We start from the raw sequence: 22,347 nt of genomic DNA, 5'->3' as shown, positions 1-22,347 counted from the left end.
CCCCTCACTGCATCCGACGCGCGACGTCGATGCCATGCATCACGCCCCTGATCTCGCCCAACCCCCGCAGCCGCCCGATCAGCGAATAGCCCGGGTTGATCCGGTCCTTGGTCAGGTCGTCCGCCATCAGGTGCCCGTGGTCCGGCCGCAGCGGAATGCGCCAGTCCTTGCGCCCCTCGCTCCGCCGCCGTGCCTGTTCGTCCAGAAGGACCTGGATCACCGCCGGCAGGTCCGACGACCCACCCAGATGATCCGCCTCGTGGAACGACCCGTCCGACTCGCGCGTGACGTTCCGCAGGTGGGTGAAGTGGATGCGCGGCGCAAACTCTCGCGCCATCGCGGTCAGGTCATTGTCCTCCCGCGTGCCGAAGGACCCGGTGCAGAAGGTCAGCCCATTGGTCCGCGTATCCACAGCCGAGAAGATCCGCCGGACATCTCCAGCGTCCGATACGACGCGCGGCAGGCCGAACAGGGAAAAGGCCGGGTCGTCAGGATGGATGCAGAGGTTGATGCCCAGCTCCTCCGCCACCGGCACCACCGCCCGCAGGAAGTGGTTCAGGTTCTCCGCCAGGTCCGCCGGGCTGATCCCGTCATAGGCCGCCAGCGCCTTCAGAAACCCCGCCCGGTCATACTTCTGCTCGGTCGCAGGCAGCCCCGCGATCAGGTTCCGCTCCACCCGCGCCACCGCCGCCTCGTCCATGCCAGCCAGCCGCGCCTTCGCCTCCTCCAGCCGCGCCGCCGAGTAGTCCCCCTCCGCCCCCGGCCGCTTCAGGACGAACACGTCATAGGCCGCGAAGTCCACCGCGTCGAAGCGCAGGGCCAGCGCGCCGTTCGGCATCGGATGCCGCAGTTCCGTCCGCGTCCAGTCCACCACCGGCATGAAATTGTAGCAGACCGTCCCGATCCCGTGCCGCGCCAGCGCCGCCAGCGAATCCTTCCAGTTGCCGATGTACCGCCCCCGCTCCGCCGTCCCCAGCTTGATCGACGGATGCACCGGGATGCTCTCCACCACCGACCAGCGCAGCCCTGCGCCCTCGATCATCGCCTTCTGCCGCGCGATGGCCTCGTCCGGCCACGCAGAACCATCGTAGATCTCATGGATCGCCGTCACGATCCCCGTCGCCCCCGCCTGCGCGATATGGGCCAAGGGCACGGGGTCATTCGCCCCATACCAGCGGAAACACTCCTCCATCCGCTCCATCGCCGCCCTCGCTCTTGTTGGACCAATTCCCACGTTGATACCCGCTTTCCAGGCGAAATCAACGCCACACCTTCGGTTTCATGGCAAAAACTGCAGCCTTAAGCAAAGACGATTGACAGAATCCGAATCCTGGTCCAACGAATAGAGCAGACCTGAAGGGGGCACACCGTGCTGGCAGAGGACGTCGAGGACAGCGCAAACGGCAGCGGCACCGATGCCCCGCGCGTGTCGGCCGTCGACCGCCTGGTCGAACAGATCCGCGAGATGATGACCGACCGGGGCCTCACCATCGGCGACCCGGTCCCCACCGAACGCGAACTCGGCGAGATGTTCCAGGCCTCGCGCAACACCGTCCGCGAGGCGCTGGTCGTCCTGCGCGCCTACGGGTTGATCGAGACCCGCCCCAAGGTCGGCGCCGTCGTCGCCGCGGGCCATGGCGAGGCAATCAAGCGCCTCTTCGCCTTCCACAACGGCATCTCCCCCGACAGCTTCCGCGACCTCCAGGGCTTCCGCCGCATCGTCGAGCTGGGCGTGGGCGAAGAGATCATCCTGAAAGCCTCCGACGCCGAGATCGACGCGCTGTCCACCGTCAACGACCGGCTATTGACCGCCGCCACCGTCGACGACGCCGCCAAGGCCGACTACGACTTCCACGAGGCGATCATCGCGCTCGGCGGCAACCGCACCACGCTCGCCGCCTACCGGATGCTGTCGCCCGTCATCATCGAGGTCATGCGCATCGGCAAGTCCGCCCGCCCCGTGCAGGCCGACACCCACACCGCCCATGCCGAGGTTGTGGCCGCCCTCAGGGCCCGCGACCGCGTCGCCTATGCCTACCTTCTCAGCCGCCACCTGGACTTCGGCCTCCGCTTCGTCGCGGCGGCAGGGGACCGGCGGACCTGACCCCCGCGCCGTCCGCCTTGGCGGGCCGCGCATCCCAGCGACCGGAACGAAGCGCTCACGCGCCGGCCGCCCTGAGGAGAGAGCGCACCGAACCGGGAGGAAACTGACATGATTACCAGACGGGGAATGCTGCTGTCGTCCGTGGGCGCAGCCGCCGCAGCAGGCATCGGACTGCCCGCCTTCGCGCAGGACCGTGCCATCGCCGGCATCGTCTTCCAGCAGGACCAGTACATGCGGACCGTGCTGATGGGCATGGCCGCCGCGGCCGAGGCTTCGGGGGTCGAGCTTCTGGAAGCCAACAGCGACAACAAGCTGGAGAAAGAGACCCAGCTCATCGACACCTACATCGCCCGCGGCGTGCAGGCCATCGCGCTGACGCCGCTCAGCGCCGACGGCTCGATCCCGGCGATCCAGAAGGCCGTCGATGCCGGCATCACCGTCATCACCTTCGGCACCACGGTGAACAGCGACCTGCCCAAGGCCTCGATCACCTCGTCGAACATCGACCTTGGCAATGCCACCGGCGATGCGGCCTCGGCCTTCCTCAAGACGCTCGCCCCCGACCGCAAGGTCAAGATCGCCACCGTCGCTTTCAAGTCGCTCCTGCCCGAGCAAAGCGATGACCGCGTCAACGGCTTCCTCGACAAGGTGAAGGATCAGGTCGAGGTCGTCGCCCAGCAGGACGCCTGGCTGGCCGAAAAGGCCGTGGCCGTCGCCTCGGACATCCTGACCGCCAATCCCGAGATCGAACTGATCTATGCCGCCAACGAAGGCGGCACCATCGGTGCGGCACAGGCGGTCAAGAAGGCGGGCCTCGAAGGCAAGGTCTTCGTCTTCGGCATCGACGGGACCGAACAGCTGGCCAACATGCTCCTCGACCCCGACAACGTGCTGCAAGCCGTCACCGCCCAGCAGCCCTTCGAGGTCGGTCGGCTCGCGCTGGAAGCCGCCAATGCAGTCCTTGACGGCAAGGAGGTCGAGAAGAACCAGTCGGTCCCGGTGCTGCCGCTGACGCGCACCAACCCCGACGGGGTAAAGGCCTTCCTCGAACAGCTGAAGGCGCTTGGCTGACCCTCTGGACCGGCCCTAAGCTCCCAGGGCCGGTCCACCCCCTTGAAGGCCGCATGATGCTTGACGCCCAACCCACCCATAGCCCCGACCGCGGGCGGCTGGAGTTCACCGCCGTCTCCAAGGCCTATGGCCCGATTTTGGCGCTGTCGCGCTTCAGCCACGACTTCGCGCCGGGGAAGGTCCATGCCCTGATGGGCAAGAACGGGTCGGGCAAGTCGACCCTGGTCAAGATCCTGGCCGGGGTCGTCCAGCCCTCCGAAGGCACTCTGCGCGTGGGCGGCAAGCCTGCCAGCTTCGCCTCGCCGCATGACGCCTTCGCCTCGGGCGTGGTGACCGTCCACCAGGAACTGTCCCTTATTCCCTCACTCTCCATCGGCGAAAACATCTTCCTCGGCCGCCTGCCGATGACCCGCCGTCTGGGCGTCCGAGTCGTCGACTGGGCCCGGATGCATCGCGAGGCAGCGGCGCTGTTGCAGGAAATGGGCCTCGACCTCGACACGCATCAGGAGGTTTCCACGCTTTCGGTCGGCCAGCAGCAGGTGATCGAGATCGCCAAGGCGATGTCCTTCCGCCCGGCGATCCTCATCCTCGACGAACCCACCTCGGCGCTGGCGACGCGCGAGGTCGACCTTCTGTTCACCCTCGTCCGCCGCTTGCGCGAACGGGGCGTGACGATCCTGTATATCACCCACCGGATGAACGAGCTCTTCCAGATCGCCGACACCTGCACCGTGTTGCGAGACGGGGTCTTCGCCGGGTCGATCGACATGGCGCAGGCCACCCCCGACCGCATCGTCGAGATGATGTTCGGCGAAACCGCCAAGGCGAAACGCCCCACCCGCCGCGCCATCGACCGCTCCGGCCCGCCGCTTCTGGACGTGCAGGGCCTGACCCGGCACGGGGTGTTCGAGGACATCAGCTTCCAGGTCCATCCCGGCGAAATCCTCGGCATCGCGGGGCTTCTGGGGGCGGGCCGCACCGAAGTCCTTCGCGCGGTGTTCGGGGCCGACCCCGTGGATGCAGGGACCGTGACCGTCGCCGGCCGCAGCTACCAACGCCCGGGCCTGCAGGCGATGAAACAGGCCGGGCTCGGCTACACCCCGGAAAACCGGAAAGAGGCGGGCCTCGTCCAGATCCTCTCCACCCACGACAACCTCTGCCTCGCGAGCCTTGGCCGCATCTCCCAGGCCGGGATCGTCAGCCGCTTGGGCGAGCAGGGCTTCGTCGACCGCCAGATCAAGGACCTCGCCATCAAGGTCCCCGACCCGATGCTGCCGGTCTCCTCCCTCTCGGGCGGGAACCAGCAGAAGGTGGTGATCGGCAAGTGGATGAACACCGCGCCCAAGGTGATGTTCTTCGACGAACCCTCGCGCGGGGTCGATGTCCAGGCCAAGCGGCAGATCTTCGACATCATCTGGCAGAAGGCGTCCGAGGGCCTGGGCGCCGTCTTCGTCTCCACCGAACTCGAAGAGGTGCTGGAGGTCGCCGACCGCATCCTCGTCATGCGCCAGGGCCGCATCGTGGCGACGGTGGACCCGACCGAAATCACCCTGAACGACCTCTACGCCATCTGCATGAAGGACCAGACATGACCGACGCGCCGACCACCGCGCAAAGGGCTGGCGGGGGGCTGATGCCCTTCGTCCGCCGCTACACGATGGAGCTGATCCTTCTGGCGCTGATCGTCTTCCTGATCTTCACCGCCCCCGGTTTCGCCTCGCTGGCCAACACCCTGAACGTCCTGCGCACCGTCGCCATGCTCGGGATCATCGCCTTCGGCATGACCGCCGTCATCATCGCGGGCGAGATCGACCTGTCGGTCGGCGCGGGCGCGGCCCTTGCAGGCTGCATCGTCGCCTGGTTCGGCGTGAACTACACCGAAAGCTGGGGCGGCACGGCGGCGCTGGGCTTCGGCTTCCTCTGCGCCGTGGTCGTCGGCTTCCTCACCGGCTTCATGACCGGCAAGTTCCGCCAGTGGTTCAACGTCCCCTCCTTCATCACCACGCTCGCCCTCTTCACCGCGCTGCGCGGGGCCGCGAACCTGATCACCGGGGGCTTCCCGCTGTCGAACCTCCCCTCCAGCTTCGGCTTCTTCGGCGGCGGCTACCTCTTCGGCATCCCCTTCCCGGTCTACCTCTTCGTCCTGACCTTCATCGGCATGCACTTCCTGATGAACCACACCTCCTTCGGGCGCGAAGTCTATGCGGTGGGTGGCAACATGGAGGCCGCGCGGCTGTCCGGAATCGACGTCTGGAAGGTGAAAAGCCTGACCCTTGCCCTCACCGGCGTCCTCACCGCCGTCTCCGGCACCCTCATCGCCTCGCAGATCGGGTCCGGCACCGGCACCACCGCCACGGGGATGGAGCTTGACGTCATCGCCGCCGTCATCATCGGGGGCACGTCGCTGTTTGGTGGCAAGGGGAGGATCTGGGGCACCTTCGTCGGCGTCATCTTCCTGGGCTGCATCTCCAACGGGATGACGCTGCTGAACGTCTCGGAATACTGGCAATACGTGGTGCGGGGGGCGATCATCCTGGGCGCCGTCCTTCTGAACCAGATGCTCGATCGCAGCCGCTAAGGGGGTCACCATGGAGTTCTCAGGCAAAGTCGCTCTCGTCACCGGCACCTCCGGCATCGGCCGCGCTTCGGCCCGGCGTCTGGCGCAAGGCGGAGCGAAAGTCCTCGCCCTCGGCATCGACCCCGCCGCCAACGCCGAATTCGACGCGCTCGCCAAGACCGACGGGCTGGCAATGGCCGCCCGCCTCTGCGACGTCTCGGACGACACCCAGGTCGCCGCCGCCGTGGCCGACCTGATCGCCCGCCACGGCCGGCTCGACATCATCGTAAACTCCGCCGCGATCCACCCCTACGGCACGGTCCTGACCACCGACCCCGCCACCTGGGCCCGCTGCATGGCGGTCAACGTCGGCTCCATCTACCTCACCGCCCGCCACGGCATCCCGCACATGACCGGCGGAGGGGCCATCGTGAACATCGCCTCGGTCCAGGGCTTCAACTGCCAGCAAAACGTCGCCGCCTACGTCGCCACAAAGGGCGCCATCCACGCGCTCACCCGCGCGATGGCCCTCGACCACGCCGACGCGCCCATCCGCGTCAACTCGATCTCCCCCGGCTCGGTCCGCACCCCCCTCCTCTCCCTCGCCGCCCGCACCTACGGCGGCGAGGGCGTGACCGAGGAACAGGCCTTCGCCCGCTTCGGCGCCGCCCATCCCATCGGCCGCATCGGCGAAGCCGAGGAAGTGGCCGACCTCGTCGCCTACCTTGCCTCGGACAAGGCCGGCTTCATCACCGGCTCGGATTTCCGCATCGACGGCGGCCTCACCGCCGGGATTGGAGTGAAGTGATGAAGATCGGCCTTGGCCTCTACCGCGAGCAACTGACGCCCGACAACTTCCGCTTTGCCGTGCAGGCGGGGGCCACCCATGTCGTCGCCCACCTGACCAACTACTTCGCCGGGCGCGACCCCAAGATCCACGGCGGCGATCCCCGGCAGGGCTGGGGTGACTGCTCCACCGACACACTCTGGACCTACGACGAACTCTCCGCCCTCGTCGCCGCGCTGCGTACCGAGGGCCTGGAACTCGCCGCGCTGGAAAACTTCTCCCCCCGCTTCTGGTACGACGTCCTCCTCGGCGGCCCCGAACGCCCCGCCCAGATCGAGGGGCTGAAACGCCTCATCCGCGACGCGGGCCGCGCTGGCGTCCCCTGCATCGGCTACAACTTCTCCATCGCCGGGGTCTACGGCTGGACCCGCGGCCCCTACGCCCGCGGCCGCGCCAATTCCGTCGGCCTCGGCATGGCCCCCTCCGAACTCGACGCCCCCATCCCCGACGGCATGGTCTGGAACATGCGCTACCGCCCCGAACGGCCCGGAGCCCCCCCGGTCTCCCTGACGGAAACCGAACTCTGGGACCGCCTCCAGCACTTCCTTGCCGAACTGATCCCCGTCGCGGAAGAGGCTGGCGTCACCCTCGCAGCCCACCCCGACGACCCGCCGCTCGACCTTCTCCGGAACACCCCGCGCCTCGTGAACCGGCCCGAGAAGTACGACCGCCTCATGTCCCTGGTGGACAGCCCCCGGAACGGCCTCGAACTCTGCCTCGGTAGCCTTCAGGAAATGCCCGGCGGCGACATCTACGACCACGTCCGCCGCTTCGCCCGGTCGGGCCGGATCGGCTACATCCACTTCCGCAACGTGCGCGGCAAGGTTCCCCGCTACGTCGAGACCTTCGTCGACGACGGCGACATCGACATGGCCGAGATCGTCCGCATCCTGCGCGATGAGAACTACCAGGGCGTGATGATCCCCGACCACACGCCCGAAATGACCTGCGACGCCTCGTGGCACGCGGGCAAAGCCTTCGCGCTTGGCTACATGAAGGCCCTCGTCCAGAACGCCCACGCCCTCGGCCCCGCCCGCAGCCTCATGGCGGCCGCCGAATGAAAGTCGAGGTCGCCACCCCCATCGGCGACCGCTGCGGCGAGGGCGCGGTCTGGTCCGCCCCCGAACGTGCGGTCTACTGGACCGACATCAACCGCTTCCTCGTCCACCGCTTCGATGAGGCCTCCTCCGCCACCCGCTCCTGGCTCTTCGACGAACCCGTCGTCGCCCTGTCACTGACCACCGATCCCGGCAGGATGCTGGTCTGCCTCGCCTCGCGCCTCATCTGGTGGTTGCCCGCCACCGACCGCCGCCAGGACCACGGCTTCCGGCTGGAGGGCTTCCCGAGGGTCCGCCTCAACGACGGCCGCACCGACCCCTTGGGTAACTTCTGGGTCGGCTCGATGAAGAACAACGTCCTCCCCGACGGGGAACTGGGGGAGCCCGGCCCGGGCGAAGGCAAGCTCTTCCGCATCGCCCCCGACGGCAGCGTCACCACCTGGGCCGAAGGCATCGGCATCTCGAACACCCTCTGCTGGTCCCCCGACCGCAGGACCTTCTACTTCGGCGACACGCTCGACAACGTGATCTGGGCCTTCGACTACTCCGAGGGCCAGATCACCAACCGCCGAGATCATTTCCGGGGCTTCGACCGGGGCCTGCCTGACGGCTCGGCCATCGACGCCGAGGGCAACCTCTGGAACTGCCGCTTCGGCGGCGGCTGCATCGCCCGCGTCGGCCAGGACGGGAAACTCAAGGGGGCCATCGACATCGGCGTCCCCAACGTCACCACCTGTGTCTTCGGCGGCACGGACCTCCGCACCCTCTACGTCACCACCGCCTCCATCGTCACGCCCCCCGGCCACCGCCTTGCCGGCAGCCTCTTTCGCCTGCGCACCGACACACCCGGCATGGCGGAGAACCTGATGGCCGTCCGATGATAGCCTGCCGCACCGCCTGGACCTCACTCCAACCCGCCCCGCTCTTTTCCAGTAGCCCCGGTGGCATGGGTAGGGACGGCCATCGCGCCACCACGCTCCCGTTCCTCAACAGTCGGGCCAAAGGCCTGATGGGCCTCCCATGACCACCCGCCACGCCATCGCCTGGGCGCATGGCATGGCCTCGGTCCAGGCCCTGGGCGGGATGCTTGGCCCAGTAACCTTCCTCCTGCCCGATGGCCGTCAGGCCTCCCCCCTCCATGTCGCGCCCTGGTTCGATGACCCCACCCGCAAGGACCAACCTCCCATCCTGCAAGAGCTTCGGGGCGAATGGCCCTGCGTCCCCTTCGGCACAGACGCCCCTCGCACCCTTCCAGAAGGCTGGTCGGCAAGCGGGGAAACCTTCGATCGGGCAGGGACCCCTCACGGCCATTCCTCCAACGCGGAATGGGTCTTCACCGAAACCGCCCCCGACCGCATTGCCCTCACCTGCGACTACCCCGAGACCCACCCCATCCGCCGCCTGACCCGCACCATTGCCGCCGACCCACAGGCTCCCGCTCTGGACATCACCCTGACGGTCGAGGCCCGCCGCCCCTGCCGCCTGCCCATCGGCCTCCATCCCACGTTGCGCCTACCTCTCGACGCCAGGGCGAAGCTCGAACCGCCGGGCTTCCACAACGGGCGCACCTTCCCCCTCGACGTCGAACCCGGCCAAGGCCTCCTGCAACCCGGAGCCACATTTACCGCCCTCGCTGCTATCCCGAAGCGGGACGGCACGACCATCTCTCTCACCCACCTTCCCCTGGCGGAAAACACCGAGGAACTCGTCCAGCTCTGCGGCGTGACCGGCGGCTTCCGCCTGCACCACCCCGATGGCTGGACCGTGACGCTGGACTGGGACACCCAGCACTTCCCCTCGCTCCTTCTCTGGGTCTCCAACCGGGGCCGGTCCTACGCTCCCTGGAACAGCCGCCACGTCGCGCTGGGCGTCGAACCCGTCAACGCCGCCTTCGACCTGGGCCCCGCCGTCTCCACTGCGCCAAACCCGATCAGCGCCGCAGGCATCGCCACGGCCCAGTCCTTCCACCCCGACCAGCCCTTCACCACCCGCTACCGCATCGGGGTCGGCACATGACCCCGATCTACACCTTCGGCGGCCAGCCCGCCCGGCGGAACCTGACGCTCCGCGACCTCCGCCAGGCCAAGGTGCAGGGCCTCAAGCTCACCCAGGCAAACGCCACCCGCGACATCGCCGACGAAGCCGCCGCCGTCGCCGCCTCGGGCATCGACCTCCTCTCCGTCACCTCGCTCCGCTACGAAGAAGCCCGCGCCGCCGCCCCCGACCAGTACATCATCGCCACCATCGGAGCGCCCCACCTCGTCACCCCCGACGAGGTCCTGCGCGAGGCCTTCCGTGTCGCGACCGCCGGGGCCGATTGCATCTACACCATCCGCAGCCTGCAGATCATCGAGATGCTCGCGCGTGAGGGCCTAAGCGTCCAGGGCCACGCCGGCCTCATCCCCCGCAAGTCCATAACCACCGGAGGCCTCCGTGCCATGGGCCGCACCGCCGACGAAGCCCTCGCCATCCTCCACGACGTCCGCCGCCTGGAAGATGCCGGAGCGATCGCCGTCGAACTCGAATGCGTCGCCGAGGAAGCCGCCACTGCCATCAGCCAACGCACCCCCCTCATCACCCACGGCATCGGCTCAGGCCACGGCACCGACGTCATCTTCCTCTTCACCGCCGACATCTGCGGCGACACCCCCAAACTCCCCCGCCACGCCAAGGCGTTCGGCGACCTCCCGCCGCTGCGGAAAGCCCTCGACACCGAACGCCGCCGCGCCCTTTCCGCCTACGCCGATGCCGTCCGCACCCACACCTTCCCCGACGCACAAACCACCACCACCATGCCCCCCGAGGAACGCGACAAACTCCACGACGCCCTCGCCCGCCTCCGCCCCCTCCACGAGTGACCCATGCCCGAACAGCCCCCCCGCCGCGAGATCTGGAACCACCACCCGCCCCTCCCCATCCCGGATTCCGCCCTCTTCCACTGGCCCCTGAACCCCAAGGCCGCCCTCTGGTGGGTCACCAGACGCTGGATCCAGCTCACCTCCGGCACCCTCTTCCTCGCCACCGCGATCCTCGTCTACAACCTCCTCCAGCCCGCACCCGAGACGATGCAGACCCTCGCCCCCGGCTGGGTCCTGACGATCTGGGCGCGCAACCTCCTCCTCCTCACCCTCTACGCGGGCACCCTCCACCTCTGGCTCTTCACCTTCACCCTTCAGGGCGACCGCCTCAAATACGACGCCCGCCCGCTGACAAGGGACAACGGCGCCTTCGCCTTCCGCGACCAGGTCAAGGACAACATGTTCCACAGCCTGACCTCCGGCGTCGCCGCCTGGACGCTGTTCGAGGTGCTCTACTGGTGGGGCGTCTCGAACAACGTCATCCCCACCTTCGCCTTCCGCGGCAACGAAGCCTGGTTCCTCCTCTGGCTCCTCGCCGTCCCCATCTTCACCTCGGCCCACTTCTACTTCGTCCACCGCCTCCTGCACTGGCCGCCGCTCTACGCCCGCGTCCACGCGCTCCACCACCGGTCCATCAACATCGGCCCCTGGTCCGGCCTCTCCATGCACCCCGTCGAAAGCCTCCTCTACGCCTCCGCCGTCCTCATCCACTTCGTCGTGCCGTCGCACCCCGTGATCTTCCTCGTCCACATCTACATCAAGATGATCGGCCCCGCCTTCTCCCACGCCGGCTTCGAAAGCCTCCTCGCCCGCGACACCCGTCTCATCAACGCCGGCGACTTCCACCACCAGCTCCACCACCGCTTCTTCGAATGCAACTACGGCACGGCCGAGGTCCCCTGGGACCGCTGGTTCGGCTCCTTCCACGACGGCTCCGACGCCGCCACGGAACGCATCAAGGAGCGTCGCCGCCGCATGGCCCGCAAGACCTGAGGCCGCAGCCCTCACGCCCCCTTAACCCCCATGCGCTTCCCTCCGCCAAAAGCAGAGGCACGCACATGGACCCCCTCCACCACCTCCCCCTAGCGGAAATCGCCCCCCACGCCCTCCTCCGCGACCGCACCGCCTTGGACCCCCAGGCCCTGCAACTCCTCCAGCACTCCATCGCGACCGAGGGCCTCCGCACCCCCATCGAGGTCTGGCAGCTCTCCACCCCCCGCGACGGGCATACCTACGGCCTCATCTCCGGCCTCCGCCGCCTTACCGCCTGCCGCGCGCTCGGCCACACGACGATCCCCGCCTTCCTCCGCGCCCCCCAGACCATCGCCCAGGCCCTCGCCCAGATGGTGACCGAGAACGAGATCCGCGAACCCGTCACCCCGTGGGAGAAGGCCACCCTCATTCTGAACGCGATCCACGAGGGCCACTTCGACACCCCCGACACCGCCATCGCCGCCCTCTTCCCCGCCCTCCCCCGCACCACCCGCACCCGCATCCGCAACCATGTGTCCGTGGTCGAAGCCCTCGCCCCCCTCCTCACCGACCCCACCAGCCTCACCACCCGCCAACTCGACACCCTCGCCGCCGCGCTCCAGTCCGGGCACGAGGACCTCCTCACCGCCACCCTCCACCCCGTCATCGGCCAGGGGGTTGAGACGCAATGGTCCACCCTCCGCCCCGTCCTTCAGGATGTGTTCAGGGAGCCCACCAACCCCACCACCCGCCGCCCCCGGAGGCTGTTGAAGCTCCGCCAGGGCTTGACGATCACGCGGGAGCCGACACCGTCGGGCTGGATATTGCGGTTCAGCGGGCCTCAGGCGCGGTCAGGGCTGATCGACGACGTGCTGGACTAGGTGGAGGAGTGGTTTGGGAGGGGCTGAAAGGTGCTTGACCAAATCGATGAAAGGGATTCTGATGGTTCTGAAGATGCATCTGAAAAACCCTCGGGAACGACATGCAGTATGTTGCGCCGCCGATAATTGAGGCAGTGGTCCAATATTCGTTCTCAGATAATCTGGACATCAAAGTCGTTTCGAGTGCTTGCGATGTATTGATGGACCACTTCGCATCAAAGACCGACAGAAGAAGTGTTTCCTCTACGATTGATCTGCAGACGGCGCAGGTAAAGTCTGACGTCCAACACATTGGTTTCGAACTTGTCAATGGCGACGGCAATCGCATACTGATACTGGACACCAACTCAGTCGTTCTATCACAGAAGGGTACCTATTCAGGGTGGGGCGATTTTGTGTCTTGGATAGATGCAGAGCTGACAAATATCATCACATTGATTGGAGATGTTAGCGTTTCAAGACTTGGGGTAAGGTTCGTCAACCGGCTGGACGTTCCATTGCAGGATAACCTTGGCAGGTTCGAAGATTTTGTGACAGTCTATCCGCGAGATTTTTCGTTCGGTGGGACAAATGTGACGCGCTTCATCGTCTCGTTCAGCCGGGAAATTCCAGAAACGAATCACGGCTTCAATATAACTTGTGGGACTGTAGAGTCGCCAGCTCCGGCGAGTCTGGGGATACTTCTAGATATAGACGCTTTTGCGGTGTTTTTGGATGGTCGACCCATGTCAAACCTTTCCGAAACGCTTGCTGAGTTGAGGGAAGTGAAGAACAAGGTCTTCGAGGAGTCGATAACAGATGCTGCACGGGAAAAGTTTGGGGTAAGAAAAAATGCATAAGACCTCTCCTGCGTTCGAGGGCCTTTTCGAATCCGGTCGATTTGAGCAGTTCACGGCCTTCAAAAACGCAACAACCGCTCGCGAAGGGTTTTCGGGCCGCATTAAATCTGCGCGGGAGAACAGGAACCAGCAACTTCCTCCTCAAGAGTACAGCCTAAGAAGCTTGTTTGAGCGATATGTAACGGATTTATCCACACTTTCCATGTATTTTAGTGTGGAGTTCCGGCTTTCGATCACGCGTAAACTAAAGGCACTTTTGAATTCTGAAAATTGGGATTTTGAAGATCCCCTCCCCAGTCCAGGTGCGTTCCTCACTCTGCTGCGTTGTTGCTTAACACTGGATGCGAGTGCTGCGCCCAGTATTGGCACGGACGGCCGTCGTGCTCTGTCAGCCACTTGGGTATCTGACCATGGACGGTTAACTCTTACGGTTAGAGAAAGGGACTCTGTTGACTTTGTTTTGAGCAAGAAGCAAGACGATGGAAGTACTGACCGCGCTGCAGGTATCTCGAGCGCATCCAGAATCAAGGCGGCACTCGCGCCCTATGATGTGGAGTCATGGCTTAAACAATGACCGCAGGCAGTCTTTCTGACGAGGACCATGTCATAAGGCAGGTTCCTTTCTCGAAGCAAGTTCGAAATGGCGAAGACGAATGTATTGGAGTGACGCACCATGCGTTCACTCTTCGAGAGGGCGAGCCGTATCTTTCTGTGGCTTGGTGCGAGTACTTTGATGCCGATGCCGCGCAACAGACCAAGCTTGCGGTCGCCCAAATGAGGAAAGTTAGAAGTGGCGGAGGAAAGACGGTCTACTGGAAATCTCAGGTACTCGAAATTCGTAGAAGCCTTGACCCTCACAAGATTACCGCTTTCCATAACCCAGATGGCGAGTATGAGTGCCATGCTGGCTTAGGCGATTGGCCCGAAGAAGCAACTCTTCTTGAAACGCTGGCAAAAGATGCGATTGCCGAGCTTTTCTCTGCCGCAGACCTAGACTAGACCCAACCATTGGGGAAACTCCTAACAAACCCCTAACGTCCACAGCTAACTCCTTGGAATCCTTGACGGCCCCCACCCTGTCCTGCGTGGACACCCCTCACCAGTGAGGCGGGCGGACGTTCGCTTCGGGGGCCTCCCCCCGCAGGGCCTCCTCCTCCGCGGCCCGCTCCATCAAGAGCCGAACCCGCCGCTCCAGCCCCGCGATCTCGGTCGCCTGCCGGGCCACCACGTCCGACAGGTCCTCCACCGCCCGGATCAGGTGGGCCACCTTCTCTTCCAGATCGACCGAGTTCATTGGACCCCCCGCCCCCTCTTCCCGATACCTTGCCGCCTCTCCCCCCATCCGATACACGGACGGCGATCAAAAGCGAAGGTCCCGCCATGGCCGACAAGCCCCCCCGCCGCCCCCGCGCCGAGACCCCGAAGGGATTCCGGGACTACTTCGGGGCCGAGGTCACCGAACGGAAAGCCATGCTCGACCGCATCGCCGGCGTCTACCACCGCTACGGGTTCGACCCGCTGGAGACCTCTGCCGTGGAGACGGTCGAGGCCCTCGGCAAGTTCCTCCCCGACGTCGACCGCCCCAACGAGGGCGTCTTCGCCTGGCAGGACGAGGACGCCGACTGGCTGGCCCTCCGGTACGACCTCACCGCCCCCCTCGCCCGCGTCGCCGCCCAGTACCGCAACGACCTCCCCTCTCCCTACCGCAGGTACGCGATGGGCCCCGTCTGGCGGAACGAGAAACCGGGTCCGGGAAGGTTCCGCCAGTTCTACCAGTGCGACGCGGATACGGTGGGGTCGTCCTCGGTCGCCGCCGACGCCGAAATCTGCGCCATGCTGTCCGACGCCCTGGAAGAGGTCGGCATCCCCCGCGGCGACTACGTGGTGAAGGTGAACAACCGGAAAGTCCTGAACGGCGTGATGGAAGTCGCTGGTCTTTCCGGGGACCAAAAGGAAACCGAACGCGGCATCGTCCTGCGGGCCATCGACAAGATCGACCGTTTGGGACCGGATGGGGTCCGGGCGCTCCTCGGCGAGGGCCGCAAGGACGAAAGCGGCGACTTCACCAAGGGCGCAGGTCTTTCCCCCGAGCAAGCCGAGGTCGTGATGGGCTTCACCACCGCCAAGCGCGACACGGGAGCCGCAACGGTCGCCCGTCTGCGGGAGCTGGTGGGAGCTTCTACGATCGGCGCCGAGGGCGTTTCGGAACTGGAAGCCATCGCGGCCCTCCTGGAAGCGCAGGGCTACGGGCCGGACCGGATCGTTCTGGACCCGGGAGTGGTCCGCGGGCTCGGCTACTATACCGGGCCGGTCTACGAGGCGGAGCTGACCTTCGAGATCCTGGACGAAAAGGGCCGCAAGCGGCAGTTCGGCTCGGTGGCTGGGGGCGGCCGGTACGACGGGCTGGTGAAGCGGTTCACCGGGCAGGATGTGCCGGCGACGGGTGTTTCCATCGGGGTGGACCGTCTCCTCGCGGCGCTCCGGGCCAAGGGTAGGGTCTCGGGGGACGTGGCTGGGCCGGTGGTCGTGACGGTCATGGATCGGGACCGGATGGCCGATTACATGGCGATGGTGGGTGAGCTGCGGCAAGCGGGTATCCGGGCCGAGGTCTACCTGGGCAATCCGAAGAACTTCGGCAACCAGCTCAAGTATGCGGACAAGCGGGCCTCTCCCGTCGCCGTGATCCAGGGCGGCAATGAGGCCGCGGCGGGGACGGTGATTCTGAAGGACCTCATCCTCGGCGCGAAGATCGCGGAAAGCGCGACGCTGGAGGAGTGGAAGGACCGCCCGGCTCAGGTCGAGGTGCCTCGGTCTGAGCTGGTGGCCGCCGTGACGCGGATGTTGGGGCAATGAGCCTTTGGGTGACCCCCCCACCCCCGGCCCCTCCCCACGGAGGGGGAGGGGAGGCGCTTCTTCCGCGCCGATCCTCTGCTGCAGGAGCGGTAGCATGACCCCCAAGGCGGCGATCAGGGCGGAGGGGGAGCGGCTTCTGGCCGCCTTCGTTGCCGCTGGCGCGGTGCCGGTCGAGGCAGATGTCCTGCAACCAGCGGGCACGCTGCTCGACCTTTATGGCGAAGACATCCGGGCGCGGGCCTATGTGACCGACGATCCCCTGCGCGGCGAGATGATGCTGCGGCCGGACTTCACTGTTCCCGTGGTGCAGGCGCACATGGCGCATGGGGCGGAGCCGGCGCGGTATGCCTATCTGGGTGAGGTCTTCCGCAAGCAGATGCGCGGCTCGGGTCGGGCGTCGGAATACCTTCAGGTGGGGTATGAGGTCTTCGACCGCGCCTCGCCGGAAGCGGCGGACGCCGAGGTGTTTGCGCTGTTCCGCGACCTGCTGGCGGGGCTGGACCTGCGCCCGGTGACGGGGGACATCGGCATCCTGATGGCCGCGGTTCGCGGACTGGAGACATCGGACCGACGCAAGGCGGCTTTGCTGCGGCATGTCTGGCGCCCCCAGCGGTTCAAGGCGCTCTTGGACCGATTTGCCGGGCGCGCGCCGGTGCCTCCCGGTCGCATTGCGCTGTTGGAGCGGCTCAAGGCAGGAACTCCGGCGCAACTGATCGAGGAGGCGGGGACCTTCGTGGGCCTCCGGTCCCCCGAAGAGATCACCGCGCGGGCCGAGGCGCTGGTGGCCGACGCGGAAACCCCGCCAATCAAGGCGACCGAGGCGGCGCTGCTCTATGATCTCCTCAGCCTCGAGGCCCCGGCGGGCCATGCGCTGAACCATTTGCGCGGGATCACTCCGATGCTGCCCGCGATCGGTCCGGCGGTGGACCGTTTTGCGGCGCGGCTGGACGCGCTGGCGGAGCGCGGCGTGGATGTCTCTACCCTGGCCTTCGAGGCGAGCCACGGGCGAACGGCGCTGGAGTATTATGACGGCTTCGTCTTCAGCTTCCTGAAGGACGGGATGCCCCCCGTCGCCTCGGGCGGGCGCTATGACGCGCTGACGGCGGTGCTGGGCCAAGGGGCCTTCATCCCGGCGGTGGGTGGGGTGATCCGGCCGGGTCTCGTCGCGCGGCTCAAGGGGGCGATATGATCCGGATCGGGGTGCCGTCGAAGGGGCGGCTGATGCAGGACACCTTCGACTGGTTCGGCGCGCGCGGCGTGGTGATGAAGCGCGCGGGGTCGGACCGGGAGTATTCCGGCGTGGTCGAAGGGGTCGAGGGCGTGGTGCCGGTTCTGCTATCGGCTGGCGAGGTTCCGCGCGAGCTGGCGGCGGGGCGGATCCATCTGGGTGTGACTGGAAGCGACCTGGTGCGCGAGCAGCTGGGTGAGGACGAGGTGGCCGAGGTCGCGAAGCTGGGCTTTGGCCATGCCGACCTGGTGATCGCGGTGCCGAACGTCTGGATCGATGTCGAGACGGTGGACGACCTGGACGCGGCGGCGGCGGGGTTCCGCAAGGCGCATGGCCACCGGCTGCGGATTGCCACGAAGTATCACCGGCTGGTGCGGGATTTCCTGCAGGCGCAAGGGGTTGCGGATTACCAGCTGGTCGACAGCCAGGGTGCGACCGAGGGCACGGTGAAGAACGGGACGGCGGAGTGCATCGCCGACATCACATCCTCGGGCGAGACGTTGCGGGCGAACCACCTGCGGATTCTGTCGGACGGGCTGATCCATTCCAGCCAGGCGGTGCTTTGGGCCAGCCGCGTCGCGGACTGGCCGGACGAGGACCTTGCGGCCTATGCACGGCTGGCGGCGAAGCTGGGGGTCCCGGCGCGGCCCTTCTGACGGGCGGTGGGCGGATCGCCCACCCTACCTGCGGGCCAGCGCGACCCCGATCCCGGCCAGCGCCATTCCGGCCCAGGCGAGGGGCGGCATCGCCTCTCCCAGCAGGGGCCACGCGAAGAGCGCCGAAAGCGGCGGGACGAGGTAGAAAAGCGCCGAGACGCGCGCGACCTCTCCGGCGCGGATCATGGCAAGGAGGAGGGTGATCGAGATCAGCGAATTGCCGATCACCAGGTAGGCGAGGGTGGCCCAAAGCTCGGGCGTCCAGTCGGCCTGCATCCCCTCGGTCGCAAGGGCAAGGGGCAGGGTGAAGACCGCGCCGACGGCGTACTGGATCAGGTTTGCCGGGACCGGATGGGTCGTGACGCCGAAGCGTTTTTCGTAAAGTGTGGCGGCGGTCATGCCGATCAGGCCCCCCACGGCGCAGAGGAGGCCGACCAGCGGCTCATGCGCGATGCCGGATCGGGCGAGGATCACCGTGATCGCTCCGGTCAGGCCAAGGGCGAGGCCAATCCACCGCGCGCGGCTGACGGTTTCGCCGACCATACCCGGGGCGATCAGGCTGACGAGGATCGGCTGCAGGCAGACGATGATCGCGACCCCACCCGCCGAGACGCCGGACTTGAAGGCGATGTAGCAGAGGCCGAAGTAGGCGACCTGGATCAGGAAGCCCACCACGGCGATGTCCAGCGCGGCGCGGCCCCTGGGGAAGTCCGGCTTCAGGAGGGGGATCAGCGGGAGGAGGACGAGGACGGCTATGCTGTAGCGCAAGGCCAGCAGGGTGAAGGGACCGGCGTGGAGGAGGCCGATCTTGGCGATGGCGAAGCCCGCGGACCAGAGAAGCAGGAAGATGATCGGCGCGGCGAGGAGGAGGGGGCGGGACATGGCGCCCGTTGTGGCGGGTTTTCCGGGCGGCCGCCAGAGGCGTCACTGCAGCCCGAGTTCCGCCAGCGCCTGCGCGAGTTTCGGTGGCAGCGGATCGTCCTTCGCGCGACCCTTCGGCAGGTCGCGGGGGGCTTCCTTCGGATCGAGGTAGCGCCAGCCCTGGAACGGCCTCCGGGGGGCCGCCTCGGTGCGGATCACGTCGAGGTCGAGGATCAGGGCGCAGCGGGGGATGCCGTCGCCCAGGTTGACCTCCTGCAGGTCCAGGATGCGCTGGCGGGCCAGGATCATGCCCTTGATGACCCAGTAAAGCGAGCCCTCCAGCACCTCGGCCTCGCGCTTCGGCCACATGCGGGTGACATGGACGGCGCGGCCCTCGGGCCAATGGGGGCGCTGGCTGCGCTGCCAATCGAGCAGGTCCTCGACCGAGTCGGCGCCGACGCAGAGTTTCAGGAGGTTAATCATGGCACCAATCATAGGGCCTGCGGCGGGGGGTTCAAGTTGACCCGCGGGGGTTGGGGGCGTATCTTGGGTCCTTCGTCCCAGTTATCCACAACAGACAGAGAGATTCGCCCCGATGTCGCGTTTCGACACCCCCATTGCCGAGCAGATCTGGGACATGAAGTACCGCTTCAAGGAGGCGGACGGCACGCCCATCGACGGCAGTGTCGAGGACACCTGGCGGCGGATCGCCCGGGCCTTGGCCGAGGTCGAGAAGGACCCGGCGAAGTGGGAGGCAGAGTTCTATGCGGCGCTGGAGGGGTTCAAGTTCCTCCCCGCCGGCCGGATCACGGCGGGGGCGGGAACGGGGCGGTCGGTGACGCTCTTCAACTGCTTCGTCATGGGGACGATCCCGGACACGATGGAGGGGATCTTCACAGGGCTGAAAGAGGCCGCGCTGACGATGCAGCAGGGCGGGGGGATCGGCTATGATTTCTCCACCATCCGCCCGCGCGGGGCCGAGGTGAAGGGGGTCGCGGCGGATGCCTCGGGTCCGCTCAGCTTCATGGACGTCTGGGACGCGATGTGCCGGACGATCATGTCGGCGGGGTCGCGTCGCGGGGCGATGATGGCCACCATGCGCTGCGACCATCCGGATATCGAGGCCTTCATCGAGGCCAAGCGGGACCCGGCCCGGTTGCGGATGTTCAATCTTTCCGTCCTGGTAACCGACGCCTTCATGGCCGCGGTCAAGGCCGATGGCCCGTGGGAGCTGGTCTTCGGCGGGCGGGTCTACAAGACCATCCAGGCGCAGGATCTGTGGAACAAGATCATGCGCTCGACCTTCGACTATGCCGAGCCGGGCGTGATCTTCATCGACCGCATCAACGCGATGAACAACCTGGGCTACGTGGAGACCATCGCCGCGACGAACCCCTGCGGCGAACAGCCCCTGCCGCCCTACGGTGCCTGCCTTCTGGGGTCGATCAATCTGCCGACGCTGGTGAAGGACGCCTTCGCCGTCCACGCCAGCATGGACATGAAGGCGCTAGACCATCTGGTCCACGTCGCCGTCCGCGCGATGGACAATGTGGTCGATGCCAGCCGCTTCCCGCTGCCCGAACAACAGGCGGAGGCGAAGGCAAAGCGGCGGATCGGGCTGGGGGTCACCGGGCTGGCGGATGCTCTGTTGATGGTCGGGCTGCGCTATGGCTCGGAGGAGGCCGCGAAGGTCACGGAAATCTGGATGCATGCCATCGCGCGGGCGGCCTATCTCGCCTCGGTCGATCTGGCGAAGGAGAAGGGGGCGTTTCCGCTGTTCGATGCGCAAGGCTTCCTTTCCTCGGGCAACATGGCCCAGATGGACAAGGACGTCCGCGAGGCCATCGCCAAGCACGGCATCCGAAACGCCCTTCTGACCTCGGTCGCGCCGACGGGGACAATCTCGCTGTACGCCGGCAACGTCAGCTCGGGGATCGAGCCGGTCTTTGCCTATGCCTACACCCGCAAGGTCCTGCAGAAGGACGGCTCGCGGACCGAGGAGGAAGTGGTCGACTATGCGGTTCGGTTGTGGCGCGAGAAGCATGGCGACACGCCGCTCCCCGACCATTTCGTCAACGCCCAGACCCTGCCCCCCTTGGACCACGTGCGGATGCAGGCCGCGGCGCAGAAGTGGGTGGACTCGTCGATCTCCAAGACCATCAACTGCCCAGAGGACATCACCTTCGACGCGTTCAAGGAGGTCTACATGGCCGCCTGGGATCAGGGCTGCAAGGGCTGCACGACCTACCGGCCGAATGACGTGACCGGATCCGTCCTGACCGTATCCGAAAAGCAGACCGCGCCCGTAGCATCCCAGCCGGTGACAGGGGGCGAGGTGGTGTACCTTTCCGACCCCCTGGACCGGCCCGCGGCGCTGGAAGGCCAGACCTACAAGGTCAAATGGCCGGGCTCAGAACACGCGCTTTACATCACGATCAACGACATCGTCATCGCGGGGCACCGCCGCCCGTTCGAGGTCTTCATCAACTCCAAGAACATGGAGCATTTCGCCTGGACCGTTGCCCTGACCCGGATGATTTCGGCCGTCTTCCGGCGCGGCGGGGATATCTCATTCGTCGTGGAGGAGCTGAAAGCCGTCTTCGACCCCCGTGGCGGCGCCTGGATGGAAGGCCGCTACATCCCCTCGATCCTCGCGGCAATTGGCGGGGTGATCGAGCAGCACCTTATCAGCATCGGCTTCATCGAGGGCGAAGGGCTGGGCCTGAAATCGGACCCCAAGGCGGAGCTTTTGCGGGTCGGAGAGGCCCCGAAGGGCAAGGCCTGCCCGTCGTGCGGGTCGTATGATCTGCGGATGGTGGAGGGGTGCCTGACCTGCGGGTCCTGCGGGCATTCGAAGTGCGGGTGACGGCCGTCCTTTGGACAAAGCCAGAGCAAGCATATGAGTGCGCAAACGAAACGAGAAGCGTACGCGAGGGCTGTCAAGGGGAGGTTCTTCCAGCTTTCCGGCGACGCAGGAAGTTGAGCAATCTTCAATCTGTTCAATGAGTTGCTCGTTTCCAGTCAGATTGCATAGAGAGTAGACAGCAGACCTCCAGGTGCTTACGAGATATTCCCTTGGTAGCGATGCGGTTTGCTGCACAACCGTGAAGTGTACCTACGACCGTATAGATAAGGTCTTACGGTCAAGCAATGTTCGCTGTATGTTCTTTCCATGTCATGTCCATTCCTGCGGGGGAAGCGCGGGGCGCGCCCTCCATCACGAGAGATTTGGTATCGTCGTAGATGCGGTACGGAAGCTGGTGTGAAGTTGTGCCATTCTGGTTGCGAACTCCAGTCCTTGTCCGTCCAGACATCTCGCCCTGGGTCCAGTATCTCCTCAGAATTCGAGCGTAGAGTTCCGGCCGGCTACCACCTGTGCGCAAAGGGCCGGGAGTAACCACGCGGTCGCTCAGGGTGGGAAGCGGACGCTGCCATATGGTAGGACGATGTCCGCTTCTGGTCCGATCCGCTCTCATGACTGAAGAGTCCACCCCTGCCTAACCAAAGTGAGGCAGGCGTGAACAGAGGGCAGAGATGGCGGCAGGACAGCGACTGGTGGCCT

22 protein-coding genes are annotated in these 22,347 nt (G+C 66.2%); 18 read left to right on the top strand and 4 right to left on the bottom strand.

Annotated elements, in window-relative coordinates; genetic code table 11:
* Positions 1-4: 4 nt before the first annotated feature.
* A complete protein-coding gene (gene uxuA / locus ACE3Q6_RS04530; protein ID WP_374429018.1) occupies positions 5-1,201 on the bottom strand; it encodes a mannonate dehydratase in 1,197 nt (398 codons plus the stop codon).
* Positions 1,202-1,369: 168 nt separating this feature from the next.
* Between uxuA and ACE3Q6_RS04525 the strand changes: the two genes are divergently transcribed.
* The 14 genes from ACE3Q6_RS04525 to ACE3Q6_RS04460 all read left to right on the top strand — a co-directional run bounded on the left by ACE3Q6_RS04525 (position 1,370) and on the right by ACE3Q6_RS04460 (position 14,186).
* Positions 1,370-2,104 (top strand): FadR/GntR family transcriptional regulator, encoded by a 735-nt coding sequence (locus tag ACE3Q6_RS04525; RefSeq protein WP_374429014.1) that lies wholly within the window; start codon positions 1,370-1,372, stop codon positions 2,102-2,104.
* 108 nt (positions 2,105-2,212) lie between these two features.
* Positions 2,213-3,175: a substrate-binding domain-containing protein gene (locus ACE3Q6_RS04520; RefSeq protein ID WP_374429012.1), complete on the top strand. Its 963-nt coding sequence runs from the start codon at positions 2,213-2,215 to the stop codon at positions 3,173-3,175.
* A 53-nt stretch (positions 3,176-3,228) separates the two neighbouring features.
* Positions 3,229-4,767 carry a sugar ABC transporter ATP-binding protein gene (locus tag ACE3Q6_RS04515; RefSeq protein WP_374429010.1) on the top strand — a complete coding sequence of 513 codons (1,539 nt, stop codon included), beginning with the start codon at positions 3,229-3,231 and terminating at the stop codon, positions 4,765-4,767.
* A complete protein-coding gene (locus ACE3Q6_RS04510) occupies positions 4,764-5,753 on the top strand; it encodes an ABC transporter permease (RefSeq protein ID WP_374429008.1) in 990 nt (329 codons plus the stop codon). The genes ACE3Q6_RS04515 and ACE3Q6_RS04510 overlap by 4 nt, the downstream gene beginning before the upstream one ends.
* Before the next feature lie 10 nt (positions 5,754-5,763).
* Positions 5,764-6,540: an SDR family NAD(P)-dependent oxidoreductase gene (locus ACE3Q6_RS04505; RefSeq protein WP_374429005.1), complete on the top strand. Its 777-nt coding sequence runs from the start codon at positions 5,764-5,766 to the stop codon at positions 6,538-6,540.
* Positions 6,540-7,640, top strand: coding sequence for a mannonate dehydratase (locus tag ACE3Q6_RS04500; RefSeq protein ID WP_374429002.1), 1,101 nt, complete (start codon positions 6,540-6,542; stop codon positions 7,638-7,640). Before ACE3Q6_RS04505 ends, ACE3Q6_RS04500 begins: the two co-directional genes overlap by 1 nt.
* A complete protein-coding gene (locus ACE3Q6_RS04495) occupies positions 7,637-8,518 on the top strand; it encodes an SMP-30/gluconolactonase/LRE family protein (RefSeq protein WP_374429000.1) in 882 nt (293 codons plus the stop codon). Before ACE3Q6_RS04500 ends, ACE3Q6_RS04495 begins: the two co-directional genes overlap by 4 nt.
* A 139-nt stretch (positions 8,519-8,657) precedes the next feature.
* Positions 8,658-9,653 carry a hypothetical protein gene (locus tag ACE3Q6_RS04490; protein WP_374428998.1) on the top strand — a complete coding sequence of 332 codons (996 nt, stop codon included), beginning with the start codon at positions 8,658-8,660 and terminating at the stop codon, positions 9,651-9,653.
* Positions 9,650-10,495, top strand: coding sequence for a 3-methyl-2-oxobutanoate hydroxymethyltransferase (locus ACE3Q6_RS04485; RefSeq protein WP_374428996.1), 846 nt, complete (start codon positions 9,650-9,652; stop codon positions 10,493-10,495). Before ACE3Q6_RS04490 ends, ACE3Q6_RS04485 begins: the two co-directional genes overlap by 4 nt.
* A 3-nt stretch (positions 10,496-10,498) precedes the next feature.
* On the top strand, positions 10,499-11,488 hold the full coding sequence (locus ACE3Q6_RS04480; RefSeq protein WP_374428994.1) for a sterol desaturase family protein: 990 nt from the start codon (positions 10,499-10,501) through the stop codon (positions 11,486-11,488).
* 65 nt (positions 11,489-11,553) lie between these two features.
* A complete protein-coding gene (locus ACE3Q6_RS04475; RefSeq protein ID WP_374428992.1) occupies positions 11,554-12,348 on the top strand; it encodes a ParB/RepB/Spo0J family partition protein in 795 nt (264 codons plus the stop codon).
* Positions 12,349-12,449: 101 nt separating this feature from the next.
* The gene (locus ACE3Q6_RS04470) at positions 12,450-13,187 is read left to right on the top strand and encodes a TIGR04255 family protein (protein ID WP_374428990.1); all 738 of its coding nucleotides are present in this window, start codon (positions 12,450-12,452) and stop codon (positions 13,185-13,187) included.
* Complete coding sequence (locus tag ACE3Q6_RS04465) at positions 13,180-13,761, top strand: hypothetical protein (RefSeq protein WP_374428988.1); 582 nt, start codon at positions 13,180-13,182, stop codon at positions 13,759-13,761. The genes ACE3Q6_RS04470 and ACE3Q6_RS04465 overlap by 8 nt, the downstream gene beginning before the upstream one ends.
* On the top strand, positions 13,758-14,186 hold the full coding sequence (locus tag ACE3Q6_RS04460) for a hypothetical protein (RefSeq protein ID WP_374428986.1): 429 nt from the start codon (positions 13,758-13,760) through the stop codon (positions 14,184-14,186). The genes ACE3Q6_RS04465 and ACE3Q6_RS04460 overlap by 4 nt, the downstream gene beginning before the upstream one ends.
* A 97-nt stretch (positions 14,187-14,283) precedes the next feature.
* On the opposite strand, the gene ACE3Q6_RS04455 is transcribed toward ACE3Q6_RS04460, so the two are convergent.
* Positions 14,284-14,481: a SlyX family protein gene (locus tag ACE3Q6_RS04455; RefSeq protein ID WP_149587443.1), complete on the bottom strand. Its 198-nt coding sequence runs from the start codon at positions 14,479-14,481 to the stop codon at positions 14,284-14,286.
* Between the two features lie 86 nt (positions 14,482-14,567).
* Here ACE3Q6_RS04455 and hisS point away from each other — a divergent pair, with 86 nt between their 5' ends.
* The 3 genes from hisS (at position 14,568) to hisG (ending at position 17,924) form a co-directional block, all read left to right on the top strand.
* Complete coding sequence (gene hisS, locus ACE3Q6_RS04450) at positions 14,568-16,040, top strand: histidine--tRNA ligase (RefSeq protein WP_374428983.1); 1,473 nt, start codon at positions 14,568-14,570, stop codon at positions 16,038-16,040.
* A gap of 94 nt (positions 16,041-16,134) precedes the next feature.
* Positions 16,135-17,229 carry an ATP phosphoribosyltransferase regulatory subunit gene (locus tag ACE3Q6_RS04445; RefSeq protein WP_374428980.1) on the top strand — a complete coding sequence of 365 codons (1,095 nt, stop codon included), beginning with the start codon at positions 16,135-16,137 and terminating at the stop codon, positions 17,227-17,229.
* Entirely contained in the window at positions 17,226-17,924 is a 699-nt protein-coding gene (gene hisG, locus ACE3Q6_RS04440) for an ATP phosphoribosyltransferase (RefSeq protein ID WP_374428976.1), read from the top strand. The genes ACE3Q6_RS04445 and hisG overlap by 4 nt, the downstream gene beginning before the upstream one ends.
* A 24-nt stretch (positions 17,925-17,948) precedes the next feature.
* On the opposite strand, the gene ACE3Q6_RS04435 is transcribed toward hisG, so the two are convergent.
* Both ACE3Q6_RS04435 and ACE3Q6_RS04430 read right to left on the bottom strand, forming a co-directional pair.
* Entirely contained in the window at positions 17,949-18,806 is an 858-nt protein-coding gene (locus tag ACE3Q6_RS04435; RefSeq protein WP_374428974.1) for a DMT family transporter, read from the bottom strand.
* A gap of 42 nt (positions 18,807-18,848) precedes the next feature.
* Positions 18,849-19,268 carry a DUF1489 family protein gene (locus tag ACE3Q6_RS04430; RefSeq protein ID WP_374428972.1) on the bottom strand — a complete coding sequence of 140 codons (420 nt, stop codon included), beginning with the start codon at positions 19,266-19,268 and terminating at the stop codon, positions 18,849-18,851.
* A gap of 112 nt (positions 19,269-19,380) precedes the next feature.
* Between ACE3Q6_RS04430 and ACE3Q6_RS04425 the strand changes: the two genes are divergently transcribed.
* A complete protein-coding gene (locus ACE3Q6_RS04425) occupies positions 19,381-21,651 on the top strand; it encodes an adenosylcobalamin-dependent ribonucleoside-diphosphate reductase (protein ID WP_374428970.1) in 2,271 nt (756 codons plus the stop codon).
* Positions 21,652-22,347: the final 696 nt, after the last annotated feature.

The sequence above is a fragment of the Tabrizicola sp. genome (assembly GCF_041913445.1).
Lineage (GTDB): Bacteria > Pseudomonadota > Alphaproteobacteria > Rhodobacterales > Rhodobacteraceae > Tabrizicola.
This window is presented reverse-complemented; position numbering and strand designations above follow the sequence as displayed.